15 protein-coding genes are annotated in these 17651 nt (G+C 64.2%); 4 read left to right on the forward strand and 11 right to left on the reverse strand.

The window, feature by feature from the left end; all coding sequences use genetic code 11:
- Positions 1-51: 51 nt before the first annotated feature.
- The 3 genes from uvrB to coaE all read right to left on the reverse strand — a co-directional run bounded on the left by uvrB (position 52) and on the right by coaE (position 3043).
- Positions 52-2133, reverse strand: a complete 2082-nt coding sequence (gene uvrB / locus ACT3UA_RS00725) for an excinuclease ABC subunit UvrB (protein ID WP_096285200.1) — start codon at positions 2131-2133, stop codon at positions 52-54.
- A gap of 62 nt (positions 2134-2195) precedes the next feature.
- Positions 2196-2453 carry a hypothetical protein gene (locus ACT3UA_RS00730; RefSeq protein WP_096285202.1) on the reverse strand — a complete coding sequence of 86 codons (258 nt, stop codon included), beginning with the start codon at positions 2451-2453 and terminating at the stop codon, positions 2196-2198.
- A complete protein-coding gene (coaE, locus tag ACT3UA_RS00735) occupies positions 2453-3043 on the reverse strand; it encodes a dephospho-CoA kinase (RefSeq protein ID WP_096285204.1) in 591 nt (196 codons plus the stop codon). Before coaE ends, ACT3UA_RS00730 begins: the two co-directional genes overlap by 1 nt.
- Positions 3044-3123: 80 nt before the next feature.
- Between coaE and ACT3UA_RS00740 the strand changes: the two genes are divergently transcribed.
- The 3 genes from ACT3UA_RS00740 (at position 3124) to ACT3UA_RS00750 (ending at position 6538) form a co-directional block, all read left to right on the forward strand.
- The gene (locus ACT3UA_RS00740) at positions 3124-3741 is read left to right on the forward strand and encodes an IMPACT family protein (protein WP_444615316.1); all 618 of its coding nucleotides are present in this window, start codon (positions 3124-3126) and stop codon (positions 3739-3741) included.
- On the forward strand, positions 3738-4856 hold the full coding sequence (locus tag ACT3UA_RS00745; RefSeq protein ID WP_176484133.1) for a class I SAM-dependent methyltransferase: 1119 nt from the start codon (positions 3738-3740) through the stop codon (positions 4854-4856). Before ACT3UA_RS00740 ends, ACT3UA_RS00745 begins: the two co-directional genes overlap by 4 nt.
- Positions 4857-4918: 62 nt before the next feature.
- Positions 4919-6538: an HNH endonuclease signature motif containing protein gene (locus ACT3UA_RS00750; RefSeq protein ID WP_096285210.1), complete on the forward strand. Its 1620-nt coding sequence runs from the start codon at positions 4919-4921 to the stop codon at positions 6536-6538.
- On the opposite strand, the gene ACT3UA_RS00755 is transcribed toward ACT3UA_RS00750, so the two are convergent.
- The 5 genes from ACT3UA_RS00755 to polA form a co-directional block, all read right to left on the reverse strand.
- Positions 6535-7839 carry a hypothetical protein gene (locus tag ACT3UA_RS00755; protein ID WP_444615317.1) on the reverse strand — a complete coding sequence of 435 codons (1305 nt, stop codon included), beginning with the start codon at positions 7837-7839 and terminating at the stop codon, positions 6535-6537. The genes ACT3UA_RS00750 and ACT3UA_RS00755 overlap by 4 nt on opposite strands.
- A gap of 236 nt (positions 7840-8075) precedes the next feature.
- Positions 8076-9557, reverse strand: a complete 1482-nt coding sequence (gene rpsA / locus ACT3UA_RS00760; RefSeq protein ID WP_096285214.1) for a 30S ribosomal protein S1 — start codon at positions 9555-9557, stop codon at positions 8076-8078.
- 218 nt (positions 9558-9775) lie between these two features.
- Positions 9776-11089, reverse strand: coding sequence for a GNAT family N-acetyltransferase (locus tag ACT3UA_RS00765; protein ID WP_444615318.1), 1314 nt, complete (start codon positions 11087-11089; stop codon positions 9776-9778).
- A 67-nt stretch (positions 11090-11156) separates the two neighbouring features.
- Positions 11157-12059 carry a polysaccharide deacetylase family protein gene (locus ACT3UA_RS00770; RefSeq protein WP_096285218.1) on the reverse strand — a complete coding sequence of 301 codons (903 nt, stop codon included), beginning with the start codon at positions 12057-12059 and terminating at the stop codon, positions 11157-11159.
- Positions 12060-12160: 101 nt separating this feature from the next.
- Entirely contained in the window at positions 12161-14863 is a 2703-nt protein-coding gene (gene polA, locus ACT3UA_RS00775; protein ID WP_444615319.1) for a DNA polymerase I, read from the reverse strand.
- Between polA and ACT3UA_RS00780 the strand changes: the two genes are divergently transcribed.
- Positions 14862-15347: a hotdog fold thioesterase gene (locus ACT3UA_RS00780; RefSeq protein WP_444615320.1), complete on the forward strand. Its 486-nt coding sequence runs from the start codon at positions 14862-14864 to the stop codon at positions 15345-15347. The genes polA and ACT3UA_RS00780 overlap by 2 nt on opposite strands.
- 7 nt (positions 15348-15354) lie before the next feature.
- Here the strand turns inward: ACT3UA_RS00780 and ACT3UA_RS00785 are convergent, their stop codons facing one another.
- The 3 genes from ACT3UA_RS00785 to ACT3UA_RS00795 all read right to left on the reverse strand — a co-directional run bounded on the left by ACT3UA_RS00785 (position 15355) and on the right by ACT3UA_RS00795 (position 17446).
- A complete protein-coding gene (locus ACT3UA_RS00785; RefSeq protein ID WP_096285224.1) occupies positions 15355-15900 on the reverse strand; it encodes a dihydrofolate reductase family protein in 546 nt (181 codons plus the stop codon).
- Between the two features lie 71 nt (positions 15901-15971).
- Positions 15972-16208, reverse strand: coding sequence for a hypothetical protein (locus ACT3UA_RS00790; protein WP_096285226.1), 237 nt, complete (start codon positions 16206-16208; stop codon positions 15972-15974).
- Positions 16205-17446: an inorganic phosphate transporter gene (locus ACT3UA_RS00795; protein ID WP_096285228.1), complete on the reverse strand. Its 1242-nt coding sequence runs from the start codon at positions 17444-17446 to the stop codon at positions 16205-16207. The genes ACT3UA_RS00790 and ACT3UA_RS00795 overlap by 4 nt, the downstream gene beginning before the upstream one ends.
- Positions 17447-17651 lie beyond the last annotated feature (205 nt).

Below are 17651 nucleotides of genomic sequence, written 5' to 3' on the forward strand. Positions count from 1 at the left end.
CTGCATCCACGCTAGTCAGAGGGTACACGGACGGCGCTGATTAACATTGTGTTAAGCGTGCCCGGCGTCCTTCATCTGGCGTAGTTCCTTCTTCAGCTCCCCCACCTCGTCGCGAATGCGCGCGGCCAGCTCGAACTGCAGCTCGGCGGCCGCCGCATGCATCTGCTCGGTCATCTGCTCGATCTGCCCGAGCAGGTCTTCCGCCGGCGCGGCGGCCAGACCATCCTTGCGGATCGGCGCGGCCTTGCGCTTGGCGTCCTTGGCCAACCGGTTGTTGCTCAGCAGCTCCTGGGTGTCGGCATCCTCGCGGGCCAGCTGATCGGTGATATCGGCGATCTTCTTGCGCAACGGGGTCGGGTCGATCCCGTGCTTCTCGTTGTGCGCCCGCTGGATCTCCCGGCGCCGGTTGGTTTCTTCGATGGCCTTTTCCATCGCATCGGTGACCTTGTCCGCGTACATGATCACCTGGCCGGACACGTTGCGCGCGGCACGGCCGATCGTCTGGATCAGGCTGGTCGCCGAACGCAAAAAGCCCTGCTTGTCCGCATCCAGGATCGTCACCAGCGACACCTCGGGAAGGTCCAGGCCCTCGCGCAGCAGGTTGATGCCCACCAGCACGTCGAAGGAGCCCATGCGCAATTCGCGCAGCAGCTCCACGCGGCGGATCGTATCCACATCCGAGTGCAGGTACTGCACGCGGATCTGGTGCTCGGTGAGGTAATCGGTCAGGTCCTCGGCCATCCGCTTGGTCAGCGTGGTCACCAGCACGCGCTCATTGCGGGCCACGCGCACGCGGATCTCGTCAAGCAGGTCATCGATCTGCCCCTTGGTGGGCTTGACGATGATCTCCGGGTCGATCAGCCCGGTGGGACGGATGATCTGCTCCACGAAGCCATCGGCCTTGCCCAGCTCGTACTTGCCCGGGGTCGCCGAAAGATACACGGTCTGCCCGACGCGCTCGAGGAATTCATCCCACTTCAGCGGGCGGTTGTCCATGGCCGAGGGAAGCCGGAAGCCGTGCTCCACCAGGTTGCGCTTGCGCGACATATCCCCCTCGTACATGGCGCCGATCTGCGGCACCGTCACATGCGACTCGTCGATCACCAGCAGGAAGTCATCGGGGAAATAGTCGATCAGGCAGTGCGGGGCGCTGCCCGACTCGCGGCCGTCGATATGCCGCGAATAGTTCTCGATGCCGTTGCAGAAGCCCATCTGCTCCATCATTTCCAGGTCATAGGTGGTGCGCATGCGCAGCCGCTGGGCCTCGACGAGCTTATTCTGCGACTCCAGCTCCTTCAGCCGCGCCGCCAGCTCGTCCTCGATGGTCTTGATCGCCTTGTGCATGCGCTCGGCGCCGGCGACATAGTGGCTGGCCGGGAAGATGTACATTTCGGTTTCCTCGCGGATGACCTCCCCGGTCACCGGGTGCAGGGTGTAGATCGCTTCCACCTCGTCGCCGAAGAACTCGATGCGCAGCGCCTGCTCCTCGTACATCGGGATGATCTCCACGGTATCCCCGCGCACCCGGAAGGTGCCGCGGTGGAAGTCCATGTCATTGCGGGTGTACTGCATGGCCACAAACTGGCGCAGCATCGCGTCGCGGTTCAGCTCCTCGCCGCGGCGCACCGTGACCATGCCCTCCACGTACTCCTCCGGGGTGCCCAGGCCGTAGATGCAGGACACCGTGGCGACGACGATCACGTCCCGGCGGGTGAGCAGCGAGTTGGTCGCCGAGTGCCGCAAGCGCTCGACCTCCTCGTTGACCGAGGAGTCCTTTTCGATGAAGGTATCGGTCTGCGCGACATAGGCTTCGGGCTGGTAGTAGTCGTAGTAGGAGACGAAGTACTCGATCGCGTTATTCGGCATCAGCTCGCGGAACTCGTTGGCCAGCTGCGCGGCGAGCGTCTTGTTCTGCACCAGCACCAGGGTGGGGCGCTGCACCTGTTCGACCAGCCAGGCGGTGGTCGCCGACTTGCCGGTACCGGTGGCGCCGAGCAGCACAATGTCCTTCTCGCCGCCGTTGAGCCTTTGGGTCAGCTCCGCGATGGCGGTGGGCTGATCACCGGCGGGGGTGTATTCGCTGACGACTTCGAAGGGGGCGACGACGCGCTTGATCGGCTGTGCAAGGCTCATGCCTCCAGCATAACGAGGCGCACCGGCACTCGCCTACGCTCGGGGGCATGCCGATCGCGAAATTACTTGCCGCGGCCCAGCCGGGTGCCGGTGCGCACCGCATTGCGCGCCGCGGTCCGGCGGATCTGCGCGCCGAAGAACCCGACGGTCAGCGTGGTGGCGGCGATCAGCCCGAGCAGGGCGATCCAGCCGGAGAGATACACCACCGGCGAGTAGGGGCCCGCAGATCCGACGTATTCCGCCCGGCCTCCGAAGCCCAGCCAGAGCACCAGCGCGAGGGCGAAGCTCGCCAGCATCGTCCACTTCGAAATTTTCAGCATCAGCGGCGCAGTTCCTTCTCAAATAGTTCGGTCACCCGGGCGTTGAGCTCTTCGAGTGTCCCCTCATTATGCAGCAGATGGTCGGCGATCGCCGCGCGCTGCGCGTCACTGGCCTGGGCGGCCATCCGGGATTCGGCCTCCGCCTCGCTCCACCCGCGGTCCTCGACCATCCGGCGGATCCGCTCCGCGCGGGGGGCCTGCACAACGATGACGGTGTCGAAATCCTGTGCCTGCCCGGATTCGGCGAGCAGCGGAATGTCCTCCACCACGATCGCCTGCTGCCCCGCGGCCGCCCGCAGCTCCTGCGCCCGGGCGCGCACCAGCGGGTGCACGATGGCGTTGAGCTTGCGCCGCTGGGCCTCGTCGCCGAAGACCAGCGCACCGAGCGCCGCACGGTCCAGCGTCCCGTCGGCGGCGAAGACCGCGTCCCCGAAGGCCTCCAGGATCGCCTCCAGGCCCGGGGTTCCGGGCGCAACAACCTCCCGGGCGAGCTTGTCCGCGTCGATCAGCACCGCGCCGAGTTCGACCAGGCGCGCCGCCACTGCCGATTTGCCGGAAGCCACGCCGCCGGTCAGTCCCACATGGATCATGTCTACCACCCTATAAACTAAGTACGATGAACACCAACGACTCGGCCGCCACCCGCTACACCACGCTCGGCGGCGACAGCGTGCACGAGGTCGAGATCAAGCGATCCCGGTTCATCACCTACCTCTTCCGCGTCGAGTCCGAGGCCGCCGCCCGGACGCATCTCGCGGCGCTGCGCAAAACCCATTTCGACGCCCGCCACCACTGCAGCGCGTTCATCATCGGCCCGGATCGGATGACCCAGCGTTCGAACGACGACGGGGAGCCCTCGGGCACCGCCGGAATCCCGATGCTCGAGGCGCTGGCCAAGCGCGATACCGGCCACGGCGCTGACCTCTCCGATGCCCTGGCCGTGACCGTGCGCTACTTCGGCGGCATCAAGCTCGGCACCGGCGGCCTGGTCCGCGCCTATTCCGACTCCGTCTCCCAGGCGCTGAACCACGCGGCCCTGCGCACCCGCCAACGGCTGCGCCTCTTCGAGCTGCCCGCCGCGCATGCGCTGGCCGCCCGCTGGGAAAACGAGCTGCGCTCCGCCGGCTACCAGCTGGGCGACACGCTCTGGCGGGAGACCGACGCGGTGCTGCGCATCGGCATCAACGACGAGCCCGGTGACGCCCAGGCGCTGCGCACCGCCATCGCCACACTGACCTCCGGCGCCGGAATGCTGCGCCCGATCGACACCAGATGGGTGGACCTATGAGCCGCGAACTCCTGGCGCAGCTGCGCCGCTGGCCCGATATCGAGGCGGAGAACCTCTTCGCCGCCGATGCCGCGGACCGGCTGATCCTGGACACCGTCACGCACTGGCCGGAGACCGTGGCCGTGATCGGGGACCACTACGGCGCGCTGGCCCTCGGGGCGCTGGCCTCCGGCGCAACCCGGGTACAGGTGCACACCGACTCGCTGACCTCCGCGCGGGCGATCAGCGCGAACCTGCAACGGCTGGCCCCGGACTGGGAGGACCGTCTGGAATTCCGCGCGCTCGATGAGGTTGCCCGCGGCGCGGGCCTGGTGCTGCTCTGCCTGCCGCGCGGGCTGGACGTGCTTGACGAGCAGGCCGCCGCCATCGCCGCGCAGTGCGACGCGCACACCATCGTGCACGCCGGCGGCATGCTCAAGCATATGAACCGCACGATGAACGAGCTGCTGGCCAAGCGCTTTGCCGCCCTGGAGGTCTCGCACGCCCGGCAGAAGGCCCGCGTACTCACCGTGCATACCCCCTTGCCCGGGGCACCGTCGGGCGTCTACCCGCTCTCGGCCACGCATTCGGTGAACGGAACCGAATTCACCCTGCGCGCCGGGGCGGCCACCTTCGGCGCGCAACGCCTGGACCCGGGCACCCGGCTGCTGCTGGAAAACCTGCCGGACCTCTCCGACCATGCCACGCTGCTCGATCTGGCCTGCGGCAACGGCTCCATCGGGGTGTACGCCGCACTCACCCACCGCGCGCTGCGCGTGGACGCCTCGGACCATTCGGCCTCCGCGGTCGCCTCCACCGCGCTTTCGGCCGCGGCCAACGCGCTCGAAGAGCGGATCAGCGCCGTGCAGGACGACGGCCTGGCCCGCCACGCCGCGGCCAGCGCCACGCTGGTCACGCTCAACCCGCCCTTCCACATCGGGAACACCGTCCACGCCGGCATCGCGCTGAAGTTGATCGACGAGGCCGCCCGCGTGCTGGCCGAGGGCGGGGTCCTGCTCTGCGTCTTCAACTCGCACCTGCGTTACCGCGGCGAGCTCACCCGGCGCATCGGCCCCACCGAGCAGCTCGCGCGCAACTCCACATTCACCGTCACCCGCTCCGTTCGCCGCCGCTGAACTTATCCACACCCCGGACCCGGGCCGCGTGCTTCGGGCCGCGCCGAAGGCACACTGGAGCCATGAGCACGAGGATCGAGCAGACCGTCGCGGATCTGCAAGCGCAGCTGGCCGGCTCGGGGGAACTTTCCACCCCCGAGCTGCTGGCCCTGTCCACGCTCGCCGCCGACATCCAGCCCGCACTGCGCACCGCCAGCATCACGCTCACCGACCCGCGGGCCGCGCTGGCCCTGAGCACGCACGCCGAACGGCTGGCCCATGAGGCGGTCCGCACCCAAACCCACTGTGCCCACTTGGTCGAAGCCAGCGGCGCGCACCGCTTGGACATCGCCATCCTCGACGCGCTGCGCGCGCAGGCCATCGACTATGCCACCGCCCCGCCCTTCGCCGCCTCCCGCCCCAGCTACAAGGGCGCGGCGGAACTCCTCGCCGCCTGGCTGAACCTCGACATTTTCGAGGCCCGCCGCCGGGTGGACGACGCGCACCTGGTCATCTGCCAATTCGACCAGCAGGGAAACCGCTGCCCGGCGCAATTCCCCCGCCTCGCCCAACGCTTCGGCACCCGCGGCACCGACCCGCGCGAAACGCTGAGCGCCGCCCGCCGGCTGCATAAGCTCGAACCGGCTCCGGGCGAATTCGAGACACCCGGCACGGCCTGCGCGCAGGATGCCAGCGGGCAACTGGTCGAAGAATCCGCCATGGAACTGCTGGAGGAGCCGGAACCGAAAACCCGGTCCAAGAAATTGAATCAGCTGATCAAGTCCGCGAAGGCCACCGCTGCCGAGCTCGAGCCGGAGTCCGCTGCCGGAATCTACCGCCAGGGCGAAAAAGACGGGCTCATCGTCTATCACATCCGGCTCTCCCCCTTGGACGCCGATGCCTTCGAATCGCTGCTTTCGCAGGCGGACAATCCGCGCACCGAGGCCGGCGCCGCCAGCCGCCAAGTCGAATCGGCCCACGCACCGGGCGCCGTCCCGGAGCACCCGGATTTCGTCACCGACGAACAGGCCTCGGCAAGCACCTGGAACCCGCTGGTGGAGGCGACCGTCGCCCGGCGGCGCCTGCAGGGGCTGATGAACCTATTGAAGGTCAATAGCAAGAAGCTCAGCCGGCTGCTGTCCGATCGCACCGCAAAAAAGCCCTCCGACGGCACACCCAACACAATGCTCGCCGAGGCGGAACCCGAGATCCCGGTGGTTCAGCCCACCGTCATGGTCCACCTGACCTTGGCCGAACTGACCGGATTGGCCAAAACCCACGGGGTGACCGACAGCGGATTTGAAATGCGGCCCACCGATCTGAGGCAGGCCCTGGCCAGGGCGAAGATCATTCCGCTGGTGCTCGGCGGCCGCGGAGAAATCCTGGATATCGGCCGCGAACAACGCAACTTCCCCAAATACATGCGCCGGGCGATCAAATCCCGGGACCGTGGCTGCATTGTGCCCGGTTGCACCGTGCCGCCAGAGCACTGCGAACTCCACCACATCTGGTGGTGGTCGAACGGCGGACCCACCGCCGTCTTCCTGGGTTGTTGCCTGTGCACCAGGCATCATCACGACGTGCATGCCGGGGTGCTGAAAGTGGTGTCCAACGGCGGGCTCCCGCAGATCATCCTGCCCAAATTCATCGATCCGTCGCAGCGGCCGCAACGCAACAGCATCAACGCCCTTCGCGCGGCCTAGCGCGCCGGGTGCTCGCAGATGAATGGCCGCCTGCTGCGCACCCGCACCGCATAGCCGTCGATCCCGGCGCCAGCCAGGGAGATCCGCTCGAACTCCGGCATCGTGTCCGGGTTGAACCGCTCGACCTCAATAGTGGAATCCGCCCCATCGCGCCATCGCAGACCTCGCGTCGCACGTTTGCGCGGTTCCGCGGCCCGGCGCGGCAGGTAGTTCGCGGCCGCTTGGCGGCCCTGGGCGAATACCGTGCGCACCTCCAAACGCACCGGTATCGAGTCCCAGCCGCTGAGCCCGGCGATCACCATCCGGTCCCCGCCCCGCACCAGAGCGTCGTTCACATGCTCGCCCCAGACCCATGGCTGATCGGCTACCCGCAAGAATTCGGCGGGGCTCAAGCTGTTGACCGCCGCGATCCCATGCACCCGGCAGCTGTCCAGGCATTCGACGAATTGCTCGTATTCAAGCGTCTTGGACTCCCGGTCCGGATTCGTGCAGTCGCATCCGCCCCCGGGCAGCGGCTCGGCCGGCACCACCTTGCCCACCGCGGTGAAGCTCAGCGGTCCATATCCCCGGGCCAGCGGGATCTCCAGTGCAAGGTTCCCGGCCAACTGTTGTTCGATGAAGCGCACGAGCACCACGACCAGGCACAAAGCCAATGCCGCGACTCCGATGACCAGGGAGTCGATGCGGTCTCGATCCAGCGCGTTGAACACCTGCTTCGCATCGGTGAAAAACTGCCAGGCCAGTTTCAGCATGGGGTAGATCATCGAGCCCAGCGCCAAATACCACAAGGATTTCGGCAATTGCCGGTAGGCGTGCAACCGCGCGCGCTGTTCGGGCGGAATCTCGACCGTGGAGGACGAAAGGGCACGCCAGCGACGCAACCGGGCGATGAAGCGCAGCTGATTGCACAGGCCCGTCAGCGCCAGCAACCCGAAGAAGGCGCCGCAGCCCAGCAGCACCAGCTGCGGCACACCTTCTGGCTGCAGGATCAGATACAGCGCGGCCGTCGCCGTCAAAGCCAGCCAGGGCGCGATCCGGCAGGCGGCCCACATCACCGCAATGCATGCGGCGATCACCGAAAAGGTCAGCAGTCCGCCCAGTTCGAGCTCTTCGCGATCGGGGTAGGCGAAGCGGAACAGATAAACGTTCAGCGCGATCAGCGGCAGCCAGCTCGCGAGCAGGACCATCACATTGGGGATGTCGCGCGGAATGCTGCGCCACTCTTCCTCGCTCACCGAGTAGAACGGCACAGGCTTGCTGTCCGCCGCCCGCGCACCGTCCGCGGCGTATCTCGCCTTCAACTGTTCCATTGCTTGTCCTCACGGCCTCGAGCACCCACTGACAATGGTTTAGTCTATAGGCCGGACTTTATGCTTGCACTCCACCTTTGGGTTGATTTTCAATAGGCACCCTACGCAGCATGAAGCGCATCTGGAAAAGAGCGGTTAAATGAAGGAAAGGCCCAACCCAAAGCGGGTTGGACCTTTCCTCTCAGTGCTTACCTAGCTTGACGCTAAGCTCAGCGCAGCAACAGAAATTAGTTGCCGGTCAGCTTCTCGCGCAGGGCAGCCAGTGCTTCGTCCGAAGCCAGGGTGCCTGCATCGGTGGCTGGAGCCTCCGAGGAGTACGATGCTGGAGCAGCAGCTGCGGCAGTTTCGCCGGCAGCAGCAGGCTCTGCTTCTGCATCGGCAGCGATTGCGGCAACAACCTGCTTCTTGTGAGCTTCCCAACGCTCCTGAGCGGCAGCGTACTGTGCCTCCCAAGCGGCGCGCTGGGTGTCGAAGCCCTCGAGCCATTCGTTCGACTCTGGGTCGAAGCCCTCTGGGTACTTGTAGTTGCCCTCTTCGTCGTACTCTGCGGCCATGCCGTACAGAGCTGGATCGAATTCGGTACCCTCTGGGTCGACGCCCTCGTTGGCCTGCTTGAGCGACAGCGAGATGCGGCGGCGTTCCAGGTCGATGTCGATGACCTTGACGAACAGCTCGTCGCCCACGGAGACAACCTGCTCGGCCAGCTCAACGTGGCGCACTGCAAGCTCGGAGATGTGCACGAGGCCTTCGATGCCGTCTTCGACGCGAACGAACGCACCGAATGGAACCAGCTTGGTGACCTTGCCCGGTACAACCTGACCCAGTGCGTGGGTGCGGGCGAAGGTCTGCCAAGGATCTTCCTGGGTAGCCTTCAGCGACAGGGAGACACGCTCGCGGTCCAGGTCGACCTCGAGAACCTCGACGGTGACTTCCTGGCCAACTTCGACAACCTCGGATGGGTGGTCGATGTGCTTCCAGGACAGCTCGGAAACGTGGACGAGACCGTCTACGCCGCCAAGGTCCACGAATGCACCGAAGTTGACGATGGAGGAAACGACGCCCGGACGAACCTGGCCCTTTTCCAGCTTGTTGAGGAAGGTCGAGCGGACCTCGGACTGGGTCTGCTCGAGCCATGCACGGCGGGAAAGCACAACGTTGTTGCGGTTCTTGTCCAGCTCGATGATCTTGGCTTCGATTTCCTGGCCGATGTACGGAGCCAGGTCGCGCACACGGCGCATCTCGACGAGCGATGCTGGCAAGAAGCCACGCAGGCCGATGTCCAGGATGAGGCCACCCTTGACAACCTCGATGACGGTACCGGTAACGACGCCGTCTTCTTCCTTGATCTTCTCGATGTCGCCCCAGGCACGCTCGTACTGAGCGCGCTTCTTGGACAAGATCAGACGGCCTTCCTTGTCTTCCTTGGTCAGGACCAAGGCTTCGACGTTGTCGCCAACGGTGACAACTTCACCTGGGTCAACGTCGTGCTTGATGGAAAGCTCGCGGGAAGGGATGACACCTTCGGTCTTGTAACCGATGTCGAGCAGAACTTCGTCGTGGTCAACCTTGACGACGGTGCCTTCGACGAGGTCACCATCGTTGAAGTACTTGATGGTGGCATCGACTGCGGCCAAGAAGTCCTCAGCGGATCCGATGTCGTTAATTGCGACAACTGGTGCGCTGCTGTTCTCGTTCGAGGTGATGGTCATGTAGTAGGGACTCCGATGTGGATAGATTTGATCAGTCGAAACCCCGGAAGTCCCGGAATTTCGAGCGGGTAACGTTTACCAGCGGACACAGCAAAGCCGTGACACGCCTTCCTAAGTCTACGCGTCTAGCAGAGTTCGGGTCAAAGCAGAACCCGCCAACATCCTCGCAAGCATTTTGTGAACTTCGTCATATCCGCCGGTTAATGCGACCCGTCCCACTAGAAACCGTGCGGAGTGAATCCCTCGCAAGCCGTGCTGAATAAGTCCAGCCACGGTCCTGCTATTCCTCCGCCTTCCAGTTCAGCGCGACCTGACGCAAGCAGGCGGTCCAGCTGAACAGTGCCCAGATACAGTCCTGCCAGATCCCGTTCGGACAATTTCACCGTAGGGACCGAGGCCGGAGCGTGTCCTGTTGCAACCCGGCTCACCGCAGCCTGGGAATCGGACACGTCGAACAGGTAGGTTCCGGAGATCAGGTTCATCGGATCATTCACGCACAACAGCAGACGGCCGTCACGCTGGTAGCCGCGGGCTTCGAAGGCAGCGGCAACGTCAAGCACCCGAAGCCACAGCACATCATCGATCGAACGCACCTGGTAGTCCCGCACGTTATCCAGTACATTGCGCAGCGGGTCCGCCACAGGGCCTTGGCCGTGCACTTCCTCGACCAGGTCATGGTTGCCCAGGTACTCGAAGAGCTTGAAGCGGGCGGCGTCGCTCGTGGCCACCAGCTTTTGCACGACCAGCTTTGCCTTGGGCTCATCCCATCCGCCGAACTTGTAGGCGGCGAAACCACCGAGCTGGCCGGCGCCGTCGTAATAAGCGGCGAAGCGCAGGTTCTTCGGCTTATCCAAGGTCTCCCAAGTGTCCCAGCGTCCCAGGGCGAAGCCGTTGTCGTACTCGGTGCTGTCCACGGAACCGAAGGTTTGCTCCAGCGCACGCACGGCCAGCGCAGCATACTCGGCTCCGAACTGCTTCGGATCGATGTCGATCACCTGTCCAGGCACCTGCACCCGCAGCTTGACCCCGTGGGCGCACTTGAGCGTGAATCGGCTTTGGTAGGTGGCCGGTTCGAAGCCGTACCGCCCGTAAATGGTCGCCTCCGACGCGGTCAACGCCGCAATCGGGAATCCCGCCTGCTGGGCATAAGCCAGGTCGGCAGTGATCTGCCTCGACAGGATTCCGCGCCGCCGATAGCTCGGAGCGACCGTGACCGCAGTAATCTTGTGCGCTGCAACGGGCGCCTGGCCGCCGGCATTGAGCAGCCCTGGGAACGCGCCATAGGTGTGCACCGGGTGCGCGGCATGTCGCGAGTGCGGCTCCGCAGCTGGATCGAAGACCAGCGAAAAGCGCATTTTCTGCGCGTAGGTCAGATCCAGGTAGTTCGACCACTGGTTCTCCTCGGGCAGCTGCTCATAGAAGCCGATCCCGGTGCCCTGGTGGAACAGCTTGATCGATTCGTCGAGCTCGGGGCTGCGGACGGTGGCCTGGTAGGTCCGGGTTTCCAGCTTCGGCTGGCTTGCTAATTCCATAGCGCTCCTGAGCAGGGAATATGTCTCTGATCACAGTCTATGCTAGCGCCGGTGCGGCGCAAGGGGTTCACCAGGTTTCGGAGAGCTTAACGAACTCCAGTCCGTCCTGAAAGGCACCAGCCAGTCCGCGGGCGATCCCCTGGGCCGTGCCTGACGCCGGTTGGTTGAAATGCCCGATCCCCACGCCGCCGTCCTTCAGCAACTGAAATTGTGCGGCCACCGTTGCTGCCGGGAAGGTCGCGCCCGCATCCAGATTCACCGTGAAGTTCATCGGGATCAGTCCCAGCTGGCGGCACAGCGCCGCTGACACCTCATCCATATGCGCGGTGCCCGATCGGAAAAACCGCGCCGTCACCCCGAACTCATCGTTCAGATACCGCTGGTTGCCCATGACCTCGTCGTAGGCTTCGCCCACCGAACGAGTTCCGGATATTCCGTAGGCCGCTTGCCCGTGTGTGGTCAGTGGAACATGCGAGGTTCCATGATTTGCGATTTCAAACAATGGATCGTCCACCAGCTGCCCCAAGTATCGGCCGTTGCTCCTGGCCCATCGCTGGTTGACGAACAATGTTGCGGGCACCTCGCGCTCGCGCAAGGCATCGATCAGGGCATGGTCGATAGCCGAACCGTGCGCTCCCCCGCAGGCGTCAAAGGTCAGCGCCACCCTATTTTTCCCGGTGGGCATCGCCAGTTCGATCCCCTTGGCCTCCAAACCGAACTCGCCTGCCGGAGCATTCTTGAATTGCTCGATGATCTGCGCGCGCGTGGGGTACTGCTGCGCGGGGCTGGCAACGGACGAGGGCGCGTTGGTTGCAGGGGTACTGGTTGTCGAAGCAGGCGAGGATGCAGTCATCGATCCCGACGCACCCTTGGGCACCTGTGCAGCGCAGCTGCTAAGCAGCCCCGCTGCTGCTGCCCCGAAGCCCCAGGCTCCGGCCTTCAAAGCCCAGCGGCGCGAGCGCTGTTCCATGTTCGTCTCTTCCATCATGCACAGTGGTTCGCACCGAGGGGCAGGTGCACCATTAGATGCCCCTGCCCCTCGGTGTTTGCTTCGCTTCGGGAGCAGGGCTCCTAGTGCTCGGCCTCATGCCAGGACTTGCCGATGCCCGGCTGCACGTCCAAGGGGACCTTCAGCTCGGCGGCCCGGCTCATCTCGCCCGTCACCAGTTCCTGCACCGCGTCGAGTTCGCCGGCGGCAATTTCCAGCACCAGCTCATCGTGCACCTGCAACAGCATCCGGGATTTGTACTTCCCCTCGGCCAGCAGCTCGGCAATGTTCAGCATCGCGACCTTCAGCAGATCCGCGGCGGATCCCTGGATCGGCGCGTTCAGCGCGGCGCGTTCGGCGATATCGCGCAACCTGCGATCGGAGCTGTTGAGCTCCGGCAGGTAGCGCCGGCGGCCGAAGATCGTCTCGGTGTAGCCGTCCTTGCGCGCCTGGTCGACGACGGAACGCAGATAGGTGCGCACCGCGCCAAAGCGTGCGAAGTAGTCCTTCATCAGCGTGCGCGCCTCGTCGACGGAGATCTTCAGCTGCTTGGACAGCCCGAAGGAGCTCAGCCCGTAGGCCAGGCCGTAGCTCATCGCCTTCACCTTCGAACGCATCTCGCTGGTGACCTCTTCGGGGGCCACGTCGAAGACATGCGAACCGACGAACCGGTGCAGGTCCTCGCCGCTCTGGTAGGCCTCGATCAGCCCCTCGTCGCCGGACAGGTGCGCCATGATGCGCATTTCGATCTGCGAGTAGTCCACGGTCAGCAGGGTTTCGTATCCCTCGCCGACGACGAACACGTCGCGGATGCGCCGGCCCTCTTCGGAGCGGATCGGGATGTTCTGCAGGTTCGGGTTCAGGCTGGACAAGCGTCCGGTCGCGGCCACCGTCTGCGCATAGGTGGTGTGGATCCGGCCATCGTCGCCGATCGATTTGAGCAGCCCATCAACGGTCTGGCGCAGCTTGATCGCCTCGCGGTACGCCATCAGCGCCACCAGGAACGGGTGCTGGGTCTTGACCAGCAGATCCTGCAGGGATTCGGCATCGGTGGTGAAACCGGTTTTGATCTTCTTCGTTTTCGGCAGGTCAAGCTCTTCGAAGAGCACCACCTGCAGCTGCTTCGGGCTGGAGAGGTTCACCTCGTGCCCGATGGCGTCGTAGGCCTCCTTGGTGGCCTGGTCCACCTGCGAGGTGAAGTGCGCGTGCAGCTCGTCCAGGCGTTCGCGGCTCACCGCAATGCCCGCACGCTCCATCCCGAAGAGCACGTCGATCAGCGGCAGCTCCATGTCCTTGGCCAGCTCCGCGGCATGCTTTTCGGCGAGCTTGGTGGCCAGGAACGCGGACAGATCAAAAACCGCCTGCGCCTGGGCCAGCGTCGGCTCGGCCAGGTCCGCGGTGAGGCCCAGATCCAGTTCGCCCTTCTTCGCCGGCTTGAGCACCGGCACCGTGTACTTCAGGTGGTACTGCACCAGATCCACCAGCTCGTGGCTGCGCCGGTCCGGCTGGATCAGGTAGGCGCTGATCAACGTGTCATCGCCCAGGCCGGAAACACGGAAACCACGCTCGTAAAGCCGATGCATGGCGAGTTTCGCGTCGTGGAAGATCTTCGGCGCCTGCGCGTCCGCCAGGAAGTCGGCAAGCACCTTCTCGCTGTCTTCGCCCAGGCTGGACAGCTCCAGCCAGAGCGCCTTGCCCTCACGGAACAGCGCCACCCCGACGGCTTCGCCGGCGGCCACCGCCACTTGCACCGCAATCGGCGCCCCCTGGCCTTGGGCGATGAATTCGCCCAGCGCCTTCGCATCCTGCGCTTCAAGCCGCTCGAACGCCGCCGCTTCGGGCTGTTCTTCATCCTCCTGCGCGGCAAAGAGATCGAAGAGCCGCTTGCGCAGGGTGTTGAATTCCAGGGCGTCAAAGAGGTTTTCGATCTCGTCGCGGTTCGGCGCGACCAGTTCGGCCTCGTCCAGGCTCACCGGCAGTTCCAGATCGTGGCGCAACTGGTTCAGCCGCCGGTTGCGGGTGACATTGTCCAGGTGGGCGCGCAGGCTCTCGCCGACCTTGCCCTTGATCGCGTCGGCGTTTTCCAGGATGCCGTTGAGGTCGCCGTAGAGGTTCAGCCATTTCGCGGCGGTCTTCGGCCCCACCCCGGGCACGCCCGGCAGGTTGTCGGCGGTCTCCCCCACCAGCGCGGCCAAGTCCGAGTAGCGCTCGGGGCGCACGAAGTACTTGGTCTCTACCGCTTCGGCATCCATCGGCGGGATATCGCTGATCCCCTTCTTCGGGTAAAGCACCATGGTCTTGTCGGTGATCAGCTGGAAGGCATCGCGGTCGCCGGAGACGACAAGAACTTCGAAGCCCTGTTCTTCGCCCTGGGTTGCCAGGGTGGCCAAGATGTCGTCGGCCTCAAAGCTTTCAAGGGTGATGCTGGGAATGTTCATCGCCTTCATGACCTCTTGAATCAGGTCGATCTGGCCATAGAATTCTTCCGGAGTCTTATTTCGTCCGCCCTTGTATTCGGTGTATTCCAGGGAACGGAACGTTGGGGTGTCCAGGTCGAAGGCCACCGCAACGTGCGTAGGCTTCTGCTGGCGGATCATCGTCAACAGCATGGAGACGAATCCGTGGACGGCATTGGTGTGCTGGCCGGTGCTTGTCGCAAAGTTTTCGGCTGGCAGCGCATAGAACGCGCGGAAGGCCATCGAGTGTCCGTCGATGATCAGAAGTTTCTTGTCCGACGTGAATGTCGTTTTGGTAGTTTCGCTCACACCTGAAAGCCTAGTTGCCATGAGCGACAATTTCACTTCTCACGACGAGCAATCTTCAGCACACCCCTTTGCCCAGCAATTGACCAGGCATGGTGTCCCGCAGGCGATGTGGCCTTTTCTCCACGGGCACGGGGTGGGCACGCTGGTCGAAAAGCTTGATATCCACTTCACCGAGTTTGGCGCCGACCGAGTCTGCGCGACCATGCCGGTAGCAGGAAACGCTCAGGTGGTAGGCATCCTGCATGGCGGGGCGTCTGCCGCGCTGGCCGAGACCTTGGGCTCGATGGCTGCGGCCCTGCACGCGCAGGGCAAGGCAAACCCGGTAGGAGTCGACCTGAATGTCACCCACCACAAGGCCGCGCGCCAGGGGCTGGTCAGCGCCGTGTGCACGCCGCTGCACTTGGGCCGGCGCATCACCACCCATGAGATCGTCATCACCAACGAGGCAGGCCAACGCGTGGCCACGGCCCGGATCACCAATATGCTCCTGCCCATCGAGGGCTAGCCGAGAGCTAGGAGACGGCGTAGCTTGAGGCGAAGATATCGTCGCCGAGTTCACGGATTCTCAGCCCGGATAGCTGCGCGTTGGTGTCGCGGCCGAAAATGTTCACCCCGCCGCCGAGGAACACCGGCACCGTCACCACGGTGAGTTCGTCGAGCATTCCGGCCTCGATGAAGCCGCCGGCCAGATCCGCACCGCCAACGAGCCAGACATCCCCGGCGCCGGCGCTTTTGGCAATGTCGCGGCTCCAGAAGCTGATTTCACCGCGGATGAAGGTCAGGTCCGTGTCCGGCAACGAGGGAAGCTCGTGGTGGGTGAAGATCCACACCGGCTTCGCGCCGAATGGCCATTGCAGGCGCCCTTCGCCGATATCCCGCACGATCGTGTCGTAGGTTTTGCCGCCGATGACCACCGCGCCGATGCTGTCGAAGAACTCGCGGAGGTCGGCCTGGTAGCCGGGCAGCTCGGTGAACGGGCGTAGCCAATGCGTGTCGCCCGAATGATCGGCCACAAAGCCGTCGATGGAGGCACCCACGTAGTACTTGAAGCTAGTCATAGCTCCAGTCTAGGGGTGCCTCCATCGAAGGCAATATCTAGTTTTTGCCGCCCACCGGGCGTGCCGGATGCTTAGAGGCCCAAGATCGCTTCGCTCAGCTGCGGAACGATGAGCACCACGCCGAAGAGCACGATCAGCCCGCACAGGCCGAAGCACAGGTAGGCGCCGTACTTATTAGCCTGGGTATTGCTGTGTTCGTCGCGGGCCACCGCCAGCAGGCGAACGCCGAAGGAGTATGCGACCACGATGCACATGGCAGCTACCCAGCTGACCAGTGCGACGATGAGAAAAGCTGACCAGTCGATCATGAGATATCCGCTTCCTTGTCCATGGCTTCCTGCGCAAGCTTCTGGGCGGTCTTTGCTTCGGCCTTGGCGCGGGCGCGACGCTCCTTCTTCGAAAGGATATTGACCGCCGCTCCCGAATTATCGATGTCGGACATCGCGGTATCGTGCCCTACATGGTCCTTGCGGGACATGTACCAGAACAGCAGCAGCGTTCCCACGCCGACCACGGCGACGATCCCGACGCCGACCGGGCCGATGTGGGTCAGCGCCGCGGCGGCACCGCCAACGATGGCGGCCGCCGGAAGGGTGAACAGCCACCCCAGGGCAATGCGGCCAGCGGTGCCCCAGCGGACTTCGGCGCCCTTGCGTCCCAGGCCGGAACCGATGACCGAGCCGGATGCCACCTGCGTGGTGGACAAGGCGAAGCCCAGGTGCGATGAGGTAAGAATCGCCGAGGCGGTCGAAACCTCGGCGGCGAAGCCCTGCGCGGGTTTCACATCGGTCAGCCCCGAACCCATGGTTCGGATAATGCGCCAGCCACCGGTGTAGGTACCCAAGGCAATGGCCACCGCACAGGTAGCAACGACCCAAAGGTGCGGGCCTGTCCCGGCGCTCTGCATCCCCGAAGCGACCAGAGTCAGGGTGATAACACCCATGGTCTTCTGCGCGTCATTGGTGCCGTGCGCCAGCGCCACAAGCGAGGAAGAGAAGATCTGTCCGTAGCGGAAGCCGCCACGTTTAGGCGAGGCACCGTTCTGCCGCTTCGTGATCGAGTACGCAAGCTTCGTGCAGAGGTACGCGGAAATACCCGCAATCAGCGGGGCGCACAATGCCGGCAGAAGCACCTTGGAGAGCAGCACACCGTAGTCGATGGCGCCGAACCCGGCACCGACGATCGCGGCGCCAACCAGCCCGCCGAACAGTGCGTGGGAGGAGCTTGATGGCAGGCCGAGCATCCAGGTGAATACGTTCCAGATCACCGCGCCCATAAGTCCCGCGAAGATCATTTCCGGCATGATCTGCACGCCGGTCGTGGGATCTTCGTTGATAATGCCGCCAGAAATGGTCTTGGCTACCTCCGTAGAGAGGAACGCGCCGACGAGGTTCAAGACCGCAGCGAGAGCTACGGCCTTTTTTGGAGTGATTGCTCCGGTTGCGATTGGGGTGGCCATCGCATTGGCCGTGTCATGAAAACCATTGGTGAAGTCGAAAAACAACGCCAAGGCGATGACTAGGACGACGATTAGCGTCAAATCCATTGAATACCAGCCTGAGGGTCGAACGGCAAGGAAAAAGAACTTGGGCCGAGAGCTGCGAAATCCAGCGAAGATAATGGCGTGCGGGATTGGGCTCAAAGCGCAATTTCAATCTTATGCCCCTGAACAGATACGTCAATCCGGCCAGTCAACCTACAGAAGGCAAATTCCACATGAACTTTTGGTGTCCAAGTAGGCAATTACCGCG

The sequence above is a fragment of the Glutamicibacter sp. 363 genome (genome assembly GCF_052379505.1).
Taxonomy (GTDB): domain Bacteria; phylum Actinomycetota; class Actinomycetes; order Actinomycetales; family Micrococcaceae; genus Glutamicibacter.

Coding starts and splice junctions, on each gene's coding strand:
- polA (WP_444615319.1), bottom strand. CDS start 14,863: ATGGCAACTAGGCTTTCAGGTGTGAGCGAAACTACCAAAACGACATTC.
- ACT3UA_RS00730 (WP_096285202.1), bottom strand. CDS start 2,453: ATGCTGAAAATTTCGAAGTGGACGATGCTGGCGAGCTTCGCCCTCGCG.
- uvrB (WP_096285200.1), bottom strand. CDS start 2,133: ATGAGCCTTGCACAGCCGATCAAGCGCGTCGTCGCCCCCTTCGAAGTC.
- ACT3UA_RS00765 (WP_444615318.1), bottom strand. CDS start 11,089: ATGGAATTAGCAAGCCAGCCGAAGCTGGAAACCCGGACCTACCAGGCC.
- ACT3UA_RS00750 (WP_096285210.1), top strand. CDS start 4,919: ATGAGCACGAGGATCGAGCAGACCGTCGCGGATCTGCAAGCGCAGCTG.
- ACT3UA_RS00770 (WP_096285218.1), bottom strand. CDS start 12,059: ATGGAACAGCGCTCGCGCCGCTGGGCTTTGAAGGCCGGAGCCTGGGGC.
- ACT3UA_RS00795 (WP_096285228.1), bottom strand. CDS start 17,446: ATGGATTTGACGCTAATCGTCGTCCTAGTCATCGCCTTGGCGTTGTTT.
- rpsA (WP_096285214.1), bottom strand. CDS start 9,557: ATGACCATCACCTCGAACGAGAACAGCAGCGCACCAGTTGTCGCAATT.
- ACT3UA_RS00785 (WP_096285224.1), bottom strand. CDS start 15,900: ATGACTAGCTTCAAGTACTACGTGGGTGCCTCCATCGACGGCTTTGTG.
- ACT3UA_RS00780 (WP_444615320.1), top strand. CDS start 14,862: ATGAGCGACAATTTCACTTCTCACGACGAGCAATCTTCAGCACACCCC.
- ACT3UA_RS00790 (WP_096285226.1), bottom strand. CDS start 16,208: ATGATCGACTGGTCAGCTTTTCTCATCGTCGCACTGGTCAGCTGGGTA.
- ACT3UA_RS00745 (WP_176484133.1), top strand. CDS start 3,738: ATGAGCCGCGAACTCCTGGCGCAGCTGCGCCGCTGGCCCGATATCGAG.
- coaE (WP_096285204.1), bottom strand. CDS start 3,043: ATGATCCATGTGGGACTGACCGGCGGCGTGGCTTCCGGCAAATCGGCA.